This is a genomic window from Corynebacterium sp. TAE3-ERU12, assembly GCF_019209905.1.
Taxonomy (GTDB): domain Bacteria; phylum Actinomycetota; class Actinomycetes; order Mycobacteriales; family Mycobacteriaceae; genus Corynebacterium.
This window is the reverse complement of record NZ_JAHUTM010000001.1, coordinates 1,096,755-1,113,535: the sequence shown is the minus strand read 5'-3', so window position 1 is coordinate 1,113,535 and position 16,781 is coordinate 1,096,755. Positions and strand designations below refer to the sequence as shown.

Below are 16,781 nucleotides of genomic sequence, written 5' to 3'. Positions count from 1 at the left end.
TTCGGCCACCCCCGGCTATGCAAACTGCTTGACTCCCCCACATAACCGGGCACAATCACAGATATACCCCGCAATATTTTTCCGAAAATACCGGAAACCGGGTCAGGGGCCGGAAAACTGACGCAGCCTTCCGCGGCCCCTTCTCCCACCAACTGCACAGTGCGGGACACACAAGGAGAAGCACCTGTGTACGCAGAGGAACGACGCCGCAAAATCGCTTCCCTCACCGCGGTTGAAGGCCGCGTGATGGTCGCCGAACTCGCCCGCACATTCAATGTGACCAGTGAGACTATCCGCCGCGATCTCAAAGAACTTGCCGACGAGGGCGCCGTCAACCGCGTCCACGGCGGCGCTGTGGCAGCAAAAGCCTTCCAAACCTTGGAAGTATCCGTCGCTGACCGCGAGAACGCGCAACGCGATGCTAAGCGCCTCATCGCCCGCGCCGCGGTGGATTTCCTGCCCGAAAACGCCGCTGGGGTGTTCCTCGACGGTGGCACCACCACCGAAGCGCTGGCGAAACTGATGTCCGCTGACCCCGCCAACCGGCACTGGTCGGTGGTGACGAACTCACTTCCCGCCGCGCTTATCCTGGCCGCCAACCCGTATATGGAGCTGCAGCTTGTGGGCGGCTCAGTGCGCGCCATCACCCAGGCCGTGGTCGGGGATCAGGCGTTGCGCACCCTGGCGCTGATGCGCGCCGAGGTTGCCTTTATTGGTTCTAATGCCGTGACCATCGACCACGGCTTATCCACCGCTGACCCGCAGGAAGCCGCGGTGAAACGCGCCATGATCGCTAATGCCCGCACTGTGGTGGTGCTGTGCGATTCCACCAAACTCGGCCGCGATTACCTGGTCAGCTTCGCATCACTGTCGGATATTGACGTGGTCATCACCGATGATTCGGCACCGCAGGCCTTCCTTGATGAGGTGCGCGAACATGGCGTCGAGGTTGTCATCGCCCAATGATCATCACCCTGACCCCCAATCCTTCTATTGACCGCACCTGCCGGATCCGCACCGAGCTGCACCGCGGCGGCGTCTACCGGCTGACTGACGCTATTGACGTCGCCGGCGGCAAGGGCGTCAATGTGGCCAATGCCATCCATTTGGCCGGGCACAGCACTCTGGCTTTGGTGCCGGTGGCCACTTCGGGCCGGTTTTCTCGGCTGGTGCGGGCGGCAAATATTCCCTACCGCACCATCGACACCAATGATGAGGCGCGCACCAATATGTCCATCATTGAGCCCGATGGCACCACTACGAAGCTCAATACCCCTGGTGCGTCCTGGGAATCCGATACCGCCCCGCGCTGTTTGAATGCGCTGCGGACCTACGCTGTGGAAAGCACCTGGATTGTGCTGGCCGGCAGTCTGCCCTGTGGCGTTGAGGACCGGTTCTACCTCGAAGCTATTTCCGCACTGCGTTCGGCGAACCCGAATATTCAGATTGCGGTTGATACCTCCGACCGCCCTTTGGCGGCCATTGCGCACGGTTTGCGCACCGGTGACAGATCAGCTGCACCGGATCTGATGAAGCCCAATGGTTTCGAACTGGGCCAGCTTGCCGACGTCGACGGCCTGGAGCTGGAAAAACGCGCCTGCCACGGCGATTTCGACGATCTTATCGCCGCCGCCCGCAAGGTTAATGACCTTGGTGTTCGTGAACTCCTGGTCACCCTCGGCGAGGCCGGTGCGATTCTTGTCCGCAAAGACGAACCCGTACTCCACGCCACCTCCCCGTCGATTATTCCGCTGTCGACGGTGGGGGCCGGCGACTCGGCTTTAGCGGGCTATTTGCTGGCCCGCACCGCCGGGGCGCAACCGTCGGAATGCCTCACTAATGCGGTGGCCTATGGGGCCGCTGCTACTGCCCTGCCTGGTACTACAGCCCCTACGCCGGAGCAGGTTCATCCCGAACAGTCCACCGTCACCACCCTCGACGGCTAACCAAGAAAAGACATCATGACTGACATCGTTACCCCTGAGCTCGTCGAGCTCGACGTGTCTGCTGGAACCAGCGCCGACGACGTCATCCGCCACCTCGCACATATCGCCTACCGGGCCGGCCGCGCCACGGACACCGACCAGCTTGCCGACGATGCACTGGCTCGGGAGCACAAGTCAGCCACCGGCGTTCCCGGCGGTGTGGCTATCCCGCATTGCCGCAGCAGCGCCATCACCACCCCAACGCTGGTCTTCGCCCGCCTCGCGAACCCGGTGGACTTCTCCGGGCCCGATGGGCCGGCCGACCTGGTTTTCCTTATCGGCGCGCCTGCCGACGGGGATAAGGCCCATATGAAGATCTTGTCTAAACTAGCCCGTGCGCTGGTGAAAAAGGACTTCCGGGCCAGGCTCCGGGGCGCAGAATCGCCAGCAGAGGTCGTCGACGCGGTCGGTCAGTACATCGACAATAAGCCCAATCACAATGCCTCCAGCATCGATAATGTGGGCACCCCCACCGGCACGGCTGCCTCCGGCAACACTGTGACTCGGATCGTCGCCATCACGGCCTGCCCCACAGGTATCGCCCACACCTATATGGCCGCCGATTCACTGACCCAGGCCGCGCAGGCTCGCGATGATGTGCACCTTGAGGTCGAAACTCAAGGCTCCTCATCGACCCAGGCGCTTTCCCACGACACCATTGCCCATGCCGACGCGGTGATTTTCGCAACCGACGTGGGCGTGCGCGACCGGGAAAGATTCGCCGGCAAACCCTTGGTTGAGTGTGGTGTGAAGCGCGCCATCAACGAACCGGACGCACTGATCGACGCCGCCGTAGCGGCCTCCACGAACCCACAGGCCACCACGGTCAGCGGCACCAACGCCGACTCATCAATAACCGATGAACATGCCGGCTCCGGCCTGAGCTGGGGCAAGCGCATCCAACAGGCCGTGATGACCGGCGTGTCCTATATGGTCCCGTTCGTCGCCGCCTCCGGTTTGCTCATCGCACTGGGCTTCCTCTTCGGTGATTTCGACGTCACCAAGGTCGCCGACCAGGTCGCTACCGGGTACAGCCTGTGGGACTTGCCTTCGAATACCGTGGCCGTCGATGGTGACCCAGTAACGGTTAACCGCTCCGGGTTGTTGCTCTACCTCGGGTCTATTTTCTTCGTCACCGGCGGCTACGGGATGAGCGTGATCGTCGCCATTTTGGCCGCCTATATCGCCTACGGCTTGGCTGGCCGCCCCGGTATCGCCCCCGGTTTTATCGGCGGCGCAATTTCGGCTGCAATCGGCGCTGGCTTCCTCGGCGGCCTGGTCATCGGCATTATCGCCGGTTTTATTGCACTGGGCCTGGGCTCACTGAAGGTTCCGCGTTGGCTGGCCTCCCTGATGCCCGTAGTGATCATCCCATTGCTGGCATCAGCTGCCGTCGGCCTGCTGATGTACCTGTTCCTGGGTGTGCCGTTGACCGCTGTGATGACCGGCATGCAGAACTGGCTCAGTGGCCTCGACGGCACCTCTGCGGCGGTACTGGGGCTCATCTTGGGTCTGATGATGTGCACCGATATGGGTGGCCCGGTGAATAAGGCCGCCTACCTATTCGCCACTGCTGGATTGTCCACCGGCGATGAGTTCGCAATGCAGATCATGGCCGCTGTGATGGCAGCAGGCATGGTTCCGCCGCTGGCTATGGCGCTGGCCTCTGCACTGCGCCCGGGCCTGTTCACCCCCGCCGAGCGGGAGAACGGCAAGGCCGGCTGGCTGCTGGGTGCCTCGTTTATCTCCGAGGGCGCTATCCCATTCGCGGCTGCTGACCCGCTGCGGGTCATCCCGTCGATTATGGCTGGCGGCGCGGTGACCGGTGCGATGTCTATGGCCCTGGGTGCTGCTTCCCGCGCACCGCATGGCGGCATTTTCGTGCTGTTCGCTATCGATAAGCCGCTGCTGTGGATCGCATCCATCATCGTCGGCACCGTGGTGGCAGCAGTGCTGGTGGCGGTGTTGAAGCAGTTCTGGCGCCCCAGTGGTTCCCGTACGACTGCCGAGGAGTCTGCACAGGCTGGTGCATCCGTGGGCGCCGCCAACTAAGATTGACTTTCAGAACCCCGGTCATACAGGCCGGGGTTGGGTCACATCCCCGGCGGCAATCGTCGCCACCGCGCTTATCGAAAGGATGGCCACCATATGGCTTCCCGCACCGTTACTGTCGGCTCGACCGTCGGCCTGCACGCCCGCCCGGCAACCGTGATTTCCGATGTTGCTGCCGAATACGACGACGAAATCCTGATCGAGCTTGTCGACGCCGATGACGACGATCTGGAGCCCGCCGACGCTGCATCATCGCTGATGATCATGTCACTGGGCGCCGAATATGGCGATAAGGTCACCATCTCCTCGGATAATGAAGAGGCACTGGAGAAGATCGCTGAGCTCGTGGAAAGCAATCTCGACGACGAGTAGAGCCCTACTGCACAGCAAAAGGCCCTGCACCAGTTCTGGTGCAGGGCCTCTTTGGCGGTTGGGCTACTGTTGCCCGCCCTCCCCGACGAGTCTGTAAAGACGGGTGAGAATCGGGTAGCCGACGATGATGCCCACCGAACCCCAGGCGATACCCTCCAGCGTGAGGTCGCCGATATTGAGGGTCAGGTTGCCGATACCGGCAACCATCGCGGTAGCCGCAGCGGTGAGGTTGACCGGGTTATTGAAGTCGACCTGACTATCCATCCAGATCCGCACACCCAACATGCCGATAAGGCCGTAGAGAACAATGGCTGCACCACCGAGCACACCAGTGGGAATGGTCAGGATGAGGGCGCCGAACTTCGGGATAAACGCCAACGCAATGGCGGTGGCGGCGGCCACCCAGTATGCGGCGGTGGAGTAGACGCGAGTAGCCGCCATGACGCCAATATTTTCCGCGTAGGTGGTGGTACCCGAGCCGCCGAAGCCACCGGCGACGGTAGTGGCAAGACCATCGGCGATGAGCGCATCACCGGCAAGGTCGTCGAGATCGCGGGCAGTCATGGCGGACACGGCCTTGACGTGGCCGACGTTTTCGGCGATGAGCACGACAATGACCGGCAGGCCGATGAGCACCGCATTGAGGTGGAACTCTGGGGCATGGAATTGGGGCACCCCAAACCAGTTCGCGCCATTGAGCGCATCAGTGGCTGCCGGGTCAAGATTGCCGGTCAGCGCGGCGAATAACCAGCCGATAATGACACCGATGAGCACACCGAGCCGGGCGACCATGCCCCGGCCCGCCACAGTAGCCACCACAATGGCAGCCATGGTGATAAACGCCACCAGCGGCTGGGTGGCGAAATTATCGGTAGCAGCCGGTGCCAGGTTGAAACCAATAAGCGCCACAATCGCGCCGGTGACAGCCGGAGGCATAACAGCGTCAATAATCTGACGCCCGGCCATCTTCACCACAAGGCCGACCAGGGTCAGCGCAATACCGCAGGAGATAACAATGCCCAACTGGGCGCCGATGCCATCGGCCTGGGTAGCAGTCAGCGGGGCGATGAACGCGAAGGAAGAACCTAGGTAGCTGGGGAGCCGGTTGCGGGTGAGCAGCAGGAATAAGATCGTGCCCAGACCGGAGAACAATAAGGTGGTGTTGACCGGGAACCCGGTGAGCAACGGCACCAAAAGGGTCGCGCCGAACATGGCAATGACATGCTGCATGCCGATGCCGATAGTGCGCGGCCAGTCGAGACGTTCCTCAGGGGCAACCACTGCCCCACGTTCGATATGGCGGCCGTCGCCGTGCAGTTTCCAACCGAAAAAAGATCCGCGGTGGGGTTGTTCAGGTGTAGTTTGTACGCGCTCAGTGGTCACGGCCGCTAATGCTACGCGCTGGCACCAGTGGTGAAAAAGGAACGCAGCTGCTCTGCGGACTGTCGGGGAATACGGGCTTCAATTAAAGTGCCCTGTTCGGTATAGCTCTCGGAGAGCACGGTGCCTTGTTCATGCACCCGGGCGACGATATCGCCCCGGTCAAACGGCACCAAGAGTTCGACCTGGGAGTCGAACATATTCAAGGCCAGTTCCACCCGGGTCTGCAGTTCATCAATACCTTCACCAGTGGCCGCAGAAACGAATACGGCGTCGTCAAGCGCATGCCGCAGCTGAACCAGGGTGGACGGCTCAGCCTGGTCGATCTTGTTGATCACCAGCAGCTCCGGTGGCGGTGTGTCACCACGTTCGGCAGCAATATCGGCAATGACGTCGGTGACAGTGCTGATTTGGCTCAGCGGGAAAGCATCGGAGCCATCAGCGACGTGCACAATAAGATCGGCCTCAACGATTTCTTCGACTGTGGACCGGAAAGCCTCCACCAACTGGGTGGGTAGGTGGCGGACAAAACCCACCGTGTCAGTCATGATGACAGTGCGCCCGTCGCGCAGCTGCGCGCGGCGCGTGGTGGGGTCCAGGGTGGCGAATAGGGCATTTTCTACCAGCACCCCGGCGCCGGTCAGGGCGTTAAGCAGCGACGACTTGCCCGCATTCGTATAGCCGGCAATGGCGATGCGCGGCAGATGCCCGGACCGTCGGCGAGCACGACCCACCGAGCGGGCAGTCTTCATTGATTCCAGTTCGCGGCGAATCCGGGCCATATCCTGGCGCAGGCGCCGACGGTCGGTCTCAATCTTGGTCTCACCGGGGCCACGCAGGCCCACACCACCATTAGAACCCGCCCGACCACCGGCCTGACGGGACATCGAATGACCCCAGCCACGCAGGCGCGTAATCAAGTACTGCATCTGGGCAAGACTGACCTGCGCCTTGCCTTCTTTGGACTTCGCATGTTGGGCGAAGATATCCAAAATCAGCATGGTGCGGTCAATGACCTTCGCATCCAGCTTGTCCTCCAGGGCAACCATCTGGCCCGGGGAAAGTTCACCATCAGCAATGACGGTGTCCGCACCGGTGGCGGCGACGATATCGCGCAGTTCTTTGACCTTGCCGGAACCGATATAGGTGCCGGGGTCGGGTTGGTCACGGCGCTGGATGACAGATTCGAGAACCTCAGAGCCCGCCGTCTCCGCCAGGGCCTGCAGCTCAGCCATGGATGCTTCGGCCTCAGCGAGGCTGCCTTCGGTCCACACACCCAGCAGAATGACTCGTTCCAGACGCAGCTGGCGGTACTCGACTTCGGTGATGTCCTCGGCGTCTTGGGTGTGGGTTGCTGCACGGGTGAGGCGACGCAGCGAGGAGCGGGCCTCAAGGTCAAGATCGCCTGTGGTGGGCTGCTCATTCTCCACGGCCGGGCCGGGGCTCACTGGGCGTACCGGCAGCGGGCCGTGGTCATTATCGGCGAACGCGCGGGCGATGAGGTCGTCGGCGGACTCGGTGCCTGCAGGCGTTTCGGAGCCACCCGCAGAAGGCGCGTCGAAAGTGTGGTCATCATTCATATGGGCTCTATTGTGCACGGTTATCGCAAGGGTGCGGTAATTACGTGAGCACTACTCACCGCTGGTTCCGTCCGGGGGCAACCGACCACTAGGATCATCGGTATGAGCACCGACCTGCAAAGCATTGGCTTCGGAACCTCCGATTGGCGCGAAACCATCGAGGCCGCAATCGCCACCTACCGGCTATCCGTCATCGGTGAGGTTCGCGATGGCCAGCTGGTGCGCTATGACGACCCCTCTGGCGCGCAGCTATACATCCTGGGCGTGGAGCCTTTCTCCACGTACACCGGCTTTGCCTCCAGCAGCACAATTACCGGGCATGTCAGCCCGGTCGATGATGTGCTCTCAGTAGTCGACATCACCGACGACGTGCCCTCCTCCCCCAATTTCGAAAAAACCGTGTGCTCCCTGACCGCACATATCGCCCAGGGGCCGATGATTGTGGAGGCCGGCACCCAGTCTTTCGAACAAGTCGCGTTAACAGGCCTGGCTTTAGATATCACTACCGACGCCTCTGCTGACGCCTATGCCGAACGCACCGGTAACCGTCCCGGAACCTTCAATCCGGTCGGTGCTGCCCCGGTGTTGCGGGCAGGCGGTGGGGTGCCGAATGCGTGTGCGGTGATTTCGGCGACGGTGTCCAGTGTGGACCGCCGCGCCAATGCGCTGACTGGCGAGAATTTCTACCACGCCACGATCACTGCCGGACCAGTGCCGATGGATTTCTGCGTCAGTACCGATGACGTGCCGACGCTTGAACCAGGAATGGTGGTGTCCGGCACCGTGCAGATGGTGGGCGAAATTATCCCGCCGGCTGGCTGCGGCGATGGGTGCGGCTGCGGTTCCGGCGGTTGCGGCTGCGGTTAAAGCGCAGCGAGATCCACATCGCCTTCGGCGAGGATGATGGACGGGCCAGTCAGCGTCGCCGCTCCCTCCGCGGACACGCTGACCTGGACTTCACCGCCGGGCACAGTGACGGTGACAGTGCCAGAAAGCTCACCACTATCGGCCAGGGCCGCCACCGCGGCGGCCACAGTGCCGGTGCCACACGAACGGGTTTCCCCGGAGCCGCGTTCGATCACACGCATGTGCACTGCCCCTTCACGCAGCGGGGTGAGGATCTCCAGGTTCACCCCGGCCGGGAACATATCCGCAGGTACGTCCACGTGGGCAGTGAGGTCAAGTTGCGCAAGCCCGTCCGCGTCGAGGCCCGGTACAACACAGGCAAGATGCGGATTTCCGACGTCGATACCGACACCACCGAAGCGGCCCGCACCGACGAAACACGACGCCGCGCCTAAAACCCCAACCGTGCCCATATCGACGGTGACCTCGCCGGTGCGCTCATCGGCGGAATGCACCGTCACCGGGCGCAATCCCGCGCGGGTGGCCACCCGGATGTCGGGGCCGTCGGCAAGCCCACGAGAAGCGATGTAGTGGGCGAAAACGCGCACCCCATTGCCGCACATTTCGGCGATGGAACCATCGGCATTGCGGTAATCCATAAACCAGTCGTCTTCGCCGATACCGTCGGCAAGCACTTCGCCCGTGCCAAGACTGCCGGCGCGGACGACCCGCAAAATGCCGTCGGCACCGATCCCGGCGCGGCGGTCACATAAAGCGGCAACCTGCTCGGCGCTCAGATCGAGTTCTCCGGAGGCATCGGGGATGATGATGAAGTCGTTCTCGGTGCCGTGGCCTTTGAGGAAATGCATGGCACGAATGGTACCCGGCCCCGGTTAGTGGCCAAGTGTGCGCAAGGCCTCGCCAACCACATTGGGGGCCGCGGCATCGACCCACTGGACCCGGGGGTCGCGTTTAAACCAGGAACGCTGCCGACGCACGTAACGGCGGGTGCCGATGATGGTCTGTTCGCGGGCCTCGGCCTCGGTGAGTGTGCCATCAAGAAGCTCAAGAGCCTGGGAGTACCCGATGGCTTTGCTGGCGGTGACACCATCGCGCAGGCCAACGTCGATAAGGCCGCGCACCTCCTCCACTAAACCCGCGTCGAACATGGTGTGGGCGCGCTGGGCGATGCGTTCGTGCAGCCACTCGTTGACAGTGCCCATCCCAATGATGTGGGTACCCCACCGTGGCGGCGCGTTGACCGGGGGTTTTGTTGCCGCGAATGGTTTCCCGGTCAGTTCAATAACCTCCAGTGCGCGCACAATGCGGCGGGGGTCGCGGGTTTCGATGGTGCTCGCCGCGGCCGGGTCGACGCTGGCGAGGTGCTTATGCAGGGCCTCAACGCCAATCTCATCCTGGGTGCGTTCCCATTTCTTCCGGACCTCGGGGTCGGTTGGGGGAAACTGCCAGTCATCCACAAGCGACTGGACATAAAGCATCGAACCACCCACCAGAATCGGGGTGATATTGCGGGCCCGAAGGTCCTCAACCACGGCAATGGCCTGCTGTTGGTACGCCGCAACAGAGGCCGGCTCGGTCACATCAAGGACATCGAGCAGATGATGCGGGATACCGCGGCGCTGCGCCACGGGCAGTTTCGCGGTACCGATATCCATGCCGCGGTAGAGCTGCATGGAGTCCACATTGATGATCTCGCCATGGAAGTATTCGGCAAGCTCCAGGCCAAGGTCAGATTTGCCGCTGCCGGTGGGGCCAATAACAGCGATCGGCGTTGGTGCGCTCACCAGGCCCACCTCGCAACGTGGTAGCCGACCCCGTGGGCGCTGGTGTGGAAGGTTGCTTCGGCCCTGGGGTCGGTGGCGATGGCCAACTCTGCCAGCTGGTGCCAAATATCGGCGGTATAGAACCCGATCTGTTCTATGGCCGCAGAGTCGCTGCCGTCGAAACCGGCCAGTGCCGCCTGAGCTTCGGCGACCCGGTCGAGTGCCGCGATCTGCGTGCAGGCCTTATTGACGTCGTGGGCGACTGGAATATCGGTCAGCGGGGCCCGCGGAGTCAACGCCGCCGGGCCTTCTGCGACAACAAGATAGACCTGGTGAGCATCGGCGTGGAACCGGTACTCAGCTGTGTCTGGTTGGGGTAGCCCTAGCCGTGCCGTGGCCGCCACCGGGTCCGCACCGCATTCGCGTAGTGCCCACCGGGCGAGGATCTCCGCCAGGCGATGTCCGGCGCCGATAGTGATATCCGCTCCCCAGGGCTTCAGTGATCCCGCTACCGGGGACGACACGTCCGGGCCGTCGGCAAGCACCACCACCGGCGCAGTGTTGGAGGCGGCAAGGGCTTGGCTCAGGGCGTCGAGAAGATGGGTGCGCACAGCCGTGGCTGTCTCGTCAGCGCCGGAGAGCTCAGGTACGAGCAGCGGGGCCCCTGGCATGATGATGAGTTCAGCAGACACGAGGTCGAGGATACCGTGGGTAGGCGGGCCACAGTCGGGGCAAACGTGCGATACTAGGCGCGTCATACGCAGTTGGCAGCCGTGTCGCGCGGCACAGAAGGAATCAGAAAGCAGTCGCCATGTCTGAAAAGCCCTCCTCCCCCACTCCCGGCGCTACGCCCGGCCCGAAGCCTGGACCGCGTCCCGGCCCCCGCCCTGGAGCCCGTCCTGCCCGTCCGGCGGCCCGGCCCGCCGCGGTCGTTCAGGTGCCCGCCGCCGATCCCAGCAAGTGGGGCCGCGTCGATGAGGACGGCACTGTCTACGTCATTACCGGCGATGGTGAGCGCGTTGTTGGGTCCTGGCAGGCCGGTGATGCCAAGGAGGCGCTGACGCACTTCGGTAAGAAATTCGACGATATGGCCACCGAGGTCGTCGTTCTAGAAGAGCGACTGCACACCCACCCCGATGAGGCCACCGCCATCGCTGAGAAGGCCACCACCCTGCGTGCTGGGCTTTCCGACGCCAATGTCGTCGGCGACCTCAACGCCCTCGATAAGCGCCTGGACGCGGTGATTGCTGAGGCAGGTTCAGCAAAGGAGCGCGCCCAGGAGGAAAAGACCAAGCGCCGCGCGGAGGCTATTGCTCGTCGCGAGGAGCTGGCCGCTGAGGCGGAAACCATCGCTGAGGAATCCACGGAGTGGAAGGCCGCCGGCGACCGGCTGCGCGACATCCTTGAAGAGTGGCGCACTATCCGGGGTATTGACCGGGAAACCGACGATGCCTTGTGGAAGCGGTACTCGAAGGCCCGGGACGCCTTCAACCGGCGCCGCGGCGCCCATTTCGCCGAACTCGACCGCACTCGTGCTGCTGCTAAGCGCACGAAGGAAGACATCATCGCCGAGGCCGAGAAGCTGCAGGATTCGACGGACTGGGCCGGTACGGCCAGCGCATACCGGGAGCTGATGAAACGGTGGAAGGCCGCCGGCCGCGCCCCGCGTGATGTCGACGACAAGCTGTGGGCACAGTTCAAGGCTGCCCAGGACCATTTCTTCGCTGCCCGCAATGCGGTCAATGCGCAGCGGGATAAGGAATTTGAGGCCAATGCGCAGGCCAAGGACGCGTTGATTGCCGAGTTCGAGCCGCGCATCCAGCCGGAGAAGAATCTCGATGCTGCCCGCCAGGAGCTCAATACGCTGCAGGAAAAGTGGGATGCGATTGGTTTTGTGCCACGCGATCGGGTGCGCGAGTTTGAGCAGAAAATTGGTGCGCTGGAAAAGCGCGTCGCCGATGCCGCTGACTCCCATTGGCGCCGCAATGACCCCGAGGCCCAGGCTCGTGTGGCCCAGTTTGAGCAGCGTGCCGCTGACTTTGAGCAGCAGGCTAAGCAATTAGAGGCCAAGGGTCGGGCGAAGAAGGCCGCCGAGGCCCGGGAGTCGGCTGCCCAGTGGCGTGAGTGGGCCGACGCTGCCCGCCAGGCTCTGGAATCGCTCTAATAGTTTCTGCACACAGCACCGCGCCCCCGTTAAGGCTTTTTACGGGGGCGCGGTTTTGTGTACTGCTTGGCGTAGTTAGTTCTCGGTGCTGTCGGCAGCAGAGCTGCTGTTGGTGTTCTTGCTGGCGGCGTGCCGACGGCGGGCGCGGGCGCGGCGGTCATCGACGACCTCAAGGTTGGTCTGTGTATTCGGCGTCAGTCCCGAACGGAGGTACTGCTGCTGGGCGCGCAGCACCGGGTCAGAATGCACGTGCTCGCGGCGCGCTAAGGCAATGGCGGCTTGGCGGGTGGTGCGCCGGAACACCAGCAGGGAGAACGACACCGCAAGGCCGAATGCGGCGATCATGCCCAGCACGAGCCCGTAAGAGATGCCTTCACCGGTAATGGTGAGGGGGCGAGTCTGGCGCATCCAGCCGGCGAACATTGAATACACCGTGGTCACGCAGGCAAAACCCCAGCCGAATAGCGCTACGACGGCCGAACGGGACAGCAAGGTGGCGAACGCCAATAGAGCAGATACCAGAGCCAGGACGCTGTAGATGCGCTCTGGTGCTTTGGTGCTGTTGACCTGGGCGACATCGGTGTCCAGCAACACGTCGAGCCCGAGCACCGGGCCGGAGTGCGGCAGGAACAACGACATGATGAGCAGGATTGCGAACACCAGCACCGGAATTAGTGCCGGTGTCAGCGGGATTTCCCCTGCCACGCGTCGTTCTTCATCGCGCAGATCGTCTTTGGCTTTGGGGTCCAGATTCGGAGTTTCGCTGGTATTAGTCACAACCACATCCCGTGTTTGGGCTTTGCGCCGGAGTTGGCCGACCTATCCGTGGCAAGCCTAGTCCGACACCGGCGGGTTTCGTTGTCGGGGTCTGGCCGGCTTCCCACATATCCCCTGCGCGGGTGCGGGTGTGCGAATGAACCCCACCGTCGGCGATCACAAAGTGCGGGGCGGCCTCTGTCACCCGCGCGGTGAGGTAATCACCCGGGCGGATGGTTTCACGCATGGATTCATCTGGGGTGAAGTGCACCAGGCGGCCGTCGCGGGAACGCCCGGACATGCGCCCGGTGACGTTATTGCGGCGCCCCTCGTGGGCACTGACCAGAATCTGGGCGTCGGTACCGATGAGGGTGGCGTTTTCTTCGCCGCTGATGCGTTCCTGGAGTTCCATCAGTCGCCCGTAGCGTTCCCGCACAACCTCCGCGGGAACCTGATCGTCCATTGTCGCTGCCGGGGTTCCCGGCCGTGGCGAGTATTGGAAGGTGTAAGCGGAGACGAAGCGGGACTTTTCGACCACGTCGAGGGTGGCTTCGAAATCTTCGTCGGTTTCGCCGGGGAAGCCGACGATGATGTCCGTGGTTATCGCCGCGTTGGGCATTTTGTCGCGGACTTTGTCGAGGATTCCGAGGAATTTTTTGGTGCGGTAGGACCGCCGCATGGCTTTGAGAACCCGGTCTGAGCCTGATTGCAGTGGCATGTGCAGCTGCGGGCAGATATTGGGGGTTTCGGCCATGGCGTCGATGACGTCGTCGGTGAATTCGGCCGGGTGCGGGGAGGTGAACCGCAGCCGCTCAAGCCCGTCGATATCGCCGCAGGCGCGCAGCAGTTTGGAGAACGCGAAGCGGTCGCGGGGCATATTCGGATCGTCGAAGTGGACGCCGTAGGCGTTGACGTTTTGTCCTAAGAGGGTGACTTCGGAAACGCCTTGTTCGACGAGGGCGGATACCTCGGCGATGATATCGCCTGGGCGGCGGTCGCGTTCTTTGCCGCGTAGTGACGGCACGATGCAGAACGTACAGGTGTTATTGCAGCCCACGGAGACCGATACCCACCCCGAGTACGGCGATTCGCGCCGGGCGGGCAGCACTGAGGGGAACTCTTCGAGGGCTTCCCGGATTTCTACTTGGGCGGCGTCATTATGGGCGGCTCGTTCGAGCAGGGTGGGCAGGGAGCCCATATTGTGGGTGCCGAAGACAACATCGACCCAGGGGGCTTTGCGTACTACCAGGTCGCGGTCTTTTTGGGCCATGCAGCCGCCGACGGCGATCTGCATTCCGGGGTGGTTTTGTTTGACCGGTTTGAGTTGGCCGAGGGTGCCGTAGAGGCGGTTGTCGGCGTTTTCGCGCACGGCGCAGGTGTTGAAGACGATGACGTCGGGTTCTTCATTGGCGGTAGCGCGGCGGTACCCGTCGTCTTCGAGCAGGCCGGAGAGCCGCTCAGAGTCATGGACGTTCATCTGGCAGCCGAATGTGCGCACTTCGTAGGTGCGTCCGGCGCCGTGCTGGGTGGTGGCGCTGGTGGGGCTGGGGTGTGTCACGGGAAGCAAGGATAGCCCCCTGGGCGGTGAACCTAAGAATCGCCTCCGGTGGGCGGCGAACGCCGCATTATGTGGGCGGTTGCCCTTATGGCTGCTCTAGTTCCGCGTAGCGCTGGTTCAGTGCGCTGGTGGCTACCGGCATGGCGATGTGCTGGGCAAAGCCGCGGCGGGCCAGGACGCCGAGTACCCGCCGGAGGTTCTTTTGGTGTTCGGCGCGGTCGGCGGGTGGGTTTTTGATTGTTCTGGCTTTCTTTTCTGCCAGGCCCTGGGCCATATCGACCTCGTCGTCGTCGCTTACTTGCTCAAGGGCGCTGGCCCGGTGGTGTTCTGCGACGCCTTTATCGCGTAGTTCTTTATCGAGGACGCGGCGTGATTTTCCGCGGCGGGCGGCGCGTTGTCGTACCCATTCAGTGGCGAAGGTGTGATCGTCGATAAGCCCTGAGGATTCCAGGCTGCCGAGGACTTCGTCGATAATTTGCGGCTCGAATTCGGGATTTTCGGCGATTCTGCGGCGTAGTTCTTCACGTGAGCGGGCGCGCTGATCGAGTAGCCGGAGGGCCTTATTGCGCACCGGAGCGCGCTGGGCTTCTGCGACGGGGTCGATAATCCCGGAGCCATCGGCATGGGCGTGCGCGGCTTCTAGTGCGCGGCGCAGTTTGTCGATGGTCTCCGGGTCAGGGCCCTGGTTGGGCCTAGCGGTGCTCACGGTGGGTGACTACTTATCGTCACCGAAGTCCGGTACGAGGTCGACCGGAGCGTCGGCATCGGGCTCTTCGGCTGGGGCGTTGGCGTACTCGCCCACGCCGAGCTTCTTTTTGATCTTGATTTCGATCTCTTCGGCCAATGCCGGGTTTTCCTTCAGGTGCAGGCGGGCCTTTTCCTTGCCTTGGCCGAGCTGATCGCCTTCGTAGGTAAACCAGGAGCCGGACTTTTTGACAATGCCGTTGTCGACGGCCATGTCGATGATGGAGCCCTCTCGGGAAATGCCCTCACCGTAGAGAATGTCGAACTCGGCAATCTTGAATGGCGGTGAGACCTTGTTCTTGACCACCTTGAGTTTGGTGCGGTTACCCACGGCGTCCTGGCCGTCCTTGAGGGTCTGGATGCGGCGCACGTCGCAGCGGACCGAGGCGTAGAACTTCAGTGCCTTACCACCGGTGGTGGTTTCTGGGGACCCGAACATGACACCGATCTTCTCGCGGAGCTGGTTAATGAAGATGGCGGTGGTGCCGGAGTGGGATAGTGCACCGGTCATTTTGCGCAGTGCCTGGCTCATCAAACGTGCCTGCAGGCCGACGTGCGAGTCACCCATTTCGCCGTCAATTTCGGCCTTCGGGGTCAGCGCGGCCACCGAGTCGACGACGATGATGTCGATTGCGCCAGAGCGAATCAACATATCGGCGATCTCCAGCGCCTGTTCGCCGGTATCAGGCTGTGAGACCAGCAGGTTGTCGGTATCCACACCCAGCTTGCGGGCGTATTCGGGGTCCAGGGCGTGCTCAGCGTCGATAAAAGCGGCGATTCCACCGGCCCGCTGGGCCTCAGCGATTGCGTGCAGGGCGACGGTGGTTTTACCCGAGGACTCCGGGCCGTAAATTTCCACCACGCGGCCACGTGGGAAACCACCGATGCCAAGGGCAACGTCGACGGCGATATTGCCGGATGAGATCGCGCCGATCGGTGGGCGCTTTTCATCACCGAGGCGCATGACTGCGCCTTTACCGAAGTCTTTCTCGATATTGGCCAGGGCGACATCGAGCGCCTTGATCCGGTCATTGCCGGTGGACGCTGATGCGGTCTTCTTCTTCGCCACTGTGTCTCCTTTTGATGTTTGGCGGCTTAGCAGGTTCAGCGGGAGGCGTTCCCGCACTACTTAGACGCCACGAGGCGGGTGTGAGGTTCCCTGCTTCGCTAAAAACTTTTGTGTTCTCAGGTGCCGTGTGCACCCTCGTTGCTGTCACTGGGTATTTGTACTGCAGGCGTGGACATTGCCGGCGCACAACACAGCTTAGTCGAATACGTATTCGAATGCACTACTGGCGTGCACTAATCCTGGCTTGCCTCATCAGGGCCGAGCCATCGCTGTTTGGGCACATCATTATCGCGGCACAGCCCCCACCAGACTTCACGCAGGTCATCTCCGCGTTCAATGGCTTCTTCAGCGGTTATGCCGCGATCAGACAGCACGTGTGACTGCACAAGGTAGGTGCCGTGGATATCGCCAAATTCTGCTGCCACATTCCTGTAGAACTCCGCCAACCGCATGTGTCGCACCATACGTGGCACTAGTCCGTCGGGGGTGTT

General features: G+C 62.5%; 16 protein-coding genes. 6 read left to right on the top strand and 10 right to left on the bottom strand.

The annotated features are described in order from the left end of the window. Positions 1-186 precede the first annotated feature (186 nt). The 4 genes from KRX51_RS05070 (at position 187) to KRX51_RS05055 (ending at position 4,409) form a co-directional block, all read left to right on the top strand. Positions 187-966, top strand: coding sequence for a DeoR/GlpR family DNA-binding transcription regulator (locus KRX51_RS05070; RefSeq protein ID WP_218361884.1), 780 nt, complete (start codon positions 187-189; stop codon positions 964-966). Continuing rightward, positions 963-1,946 (top strand): 1-phosphofructokinase family hexose kinase, encoded by a 984-nt coding sequence (locus KRX51_RS05065; protein WP_218361883.1) that lies wholly within the window; start codon positions 963-965, stop codon positions 1,944-1,946. Before KRX51_RS05070 ends, KRX51_RS05065 begins: the two co-directional genes overlap by 4 nt. A gap of 15 nt (positions 1,947-1,961) precedes the next feature. Further along, positions 1,962-4,037: a fructose-specific PTS transporter subunit EIIC gene (locus tag KRX51_RS05060; RefSeq protein WP_218361882.1), complete on the top strand. Its 2,076-nt coding sequence runs from the start codon at positions 1,962-1,964 to the stop codon at positions 4,035-4,037. Between the two features lie 96 nt (positions 4,038-4,133). Further along, positions 4,134-4,409 carry an HPr family phosphocarrier protein gene (locus tag KRX51_RS05055; RefSeq protein WP_218361881.1) on the top strand — a complete coding sequence of 92 codons (276 nt, stop codon included), beginning with the start codon at positions 4,134-4,136 and terminating at the stop codon, positions 4,407-4,409. Positions 4,410-4,472: 63 nt separating this feature from the next. Here the strand turns inward: KRX51_RS05055 and KRX51_RS05050 are convergent, their stop codons facing one another. Together KRX51_RS05050 and hflX are read right to left on the bottom strand one after the other, a co-directional pair. Further along, on the bottom strand, positions 4,473-5,792 hold the full coding sequence (locus KRX51_RS05050; RefSeq protein ID WP_218361880.1) for a solute carrier family 23 protein: 1,320 nt from the start codon (positions 5,790-5,792) through the stop codon (positions 4,473-4,475). An 11-nt stretch (positions 5,793-5,803) separates the two neighbouring features. After that, a complete protein-coding gene (gene hflX, locus KRX51_RS05045; protein WP_218361879.1) occupies positions 5,804-7,369 on the bottom strand; it encodes a GTPase HflX in 1,566 nt (521 codons plus the stop codon). 102 nt (positions 7,370-7,471) lie between these two features. On the opposite strand from hflX, the gene KRX51_RS05040 reads away from it, so the two are divergent. Continuing rightward, complete coding sequence (locus KRX51_RS05040) at positions 7,472-8,236, top strand: hypothetical protein (protein WP_218361877.1); 765 nt, start codon at positions 7,472-7,474, stop codon at positions 8,234-8,236. Here the strand turns inward: KRX51_RS05040 and dapF are convergent. The 3 genes from dapF to KRX51_RS05025 are packed head-to-tail and all read right to left on the bottom strand — an operon-like array spanning position 8,233 to position 10,691. Continuing rightward, positions 8,233-9,084 (bottom strand): diaminopimelate epimerase, encoded by an 852-nt coding sequence (gene dapF / locus KRX51_RS05035; RefSeq protein ID WP_218361876.1) that lies wholly within the window; start codon positions 9,082-9,084, stop codon positions 8,233-8,235. The two genes, KRX51_RS05040 and dapF, sit on opposite strands and share 4 nt — an antisense overlap. Before the next feature lie 24 nt (positions 9,085-9,108). Further along, entirely contained in the window at positions 9,109-10,023 is a 915-nt protein-coding gene (gene miaA, locus KRX51_RS05030; RefSeq protein WP_218362281.1) for a tRNA (adenosine(37)-N6)-dimethylallyltransferase MiaA, read from the bottom strand. After that, complete coding sequence (locus tag KRX51_RS05025) at positions 10,017-10,691, bottom strand: hypothetical protein (protein WP_218361875.1); 675 nt, start codon at positions 10,689-10,691, stop codon at positions 10,017-10,019. Before KRX51_RS05025 ends, miaA begins: the two co-directional genes overlap by 7 nt. Before the next feature lie 119 nt (positions 10,692-10,810). Here KRX51_RS05025 and KRX51_RS05020 point away from each other — a divergent pair, with 119 nt between their 5' ends. Next, positions 10,811-12,163 carry a DUF349 domain-containing protein gene (locus tag KRX51_RS05020; RefSeq protein WP_218361873.1) on the top strand — a complete coding sequence of 451 codons (1,353 nt, stop codon included), beginning with the start codon at positions 10,811-10,813 and terminating at the stop codon, positions 12,161-12,163. A gap of 75 nt (positions 12,164-12,238) precedes the next feature. Here KRX51_RS05020 and KRX51_RS05015 read toward each other — a convergent pair whose 3' ends face one another. From KRX51_RS05015 to KRX51_RS04995, 5 genes are all read right to left on the bottom strand, one after another. Continuing rightward, positions 12,239-12,940 carry a hypothetical protein gene (locus KRX51_RS05015; protein WP_370625024.1) on the bottom strand — a complete coding sequence of 234 codons (702 nt, stop codon included), beginning with the start codon at positions 12,938-12,940 and terminating at the stop codon, positions 12,239-12,241. Next, the gene (gene miaB, locus KRX51_RS05010) at positions 12,933-14,477 is read right to left on the bottom strand and encodes a tRNA (N6-isopentenyl adenosine(37)-C2)-methylthiotransferase MiaB (protein WP_370625023.1); all 1,545 of its coding nucleotides are present in this window, start codon (positions 14,475-14,477) and stop codon (positions 12,933-12,935) included. Before miaB ends, KRX51_RS05015 begins: the two co-directional genes overlap by 8 nt. Before the next feature lie 85 nt (positions 14,478-14,562). Continuing rightward, the gene (locus KRX51_RS05005; protein WP_218361872.1) at positions 14,563-15,183 is read right to left on the bottom strand and encodes a regulatory protein RecX; all 621 of its coding nucleotides are present in this window, start codon (positions 15,181-15,183) and stop codon (positions 14,563-14,565) included. A gap of 9 nt (positions 15,184-15,192) precedes the next feature. Beyond that, a complete protein-coding gene (gene recA / locus KRX51_RS05000; RefSeq protein WP_218361871.1) occupies positions 15,193-16,290 on the bottom strand; it encodes a recombinase RecA in 1,098 nt (365 codons plus the stop codon). 233 nt (positions 16,291-16,523) lie between these two features. After that, positions 16,524-16,742 (bottom strand): DUF3046 domain-containing protein, encoded by a 219-nt coding sequence (locus KRX51_RS04995; protein WP_218361870.1) that lies wholly within the window; start codon positions 16,740-16,742, stop codon positions 16,524-16,526. Positions 16,743-16,781: the final 39 nt, after the last annotated feature.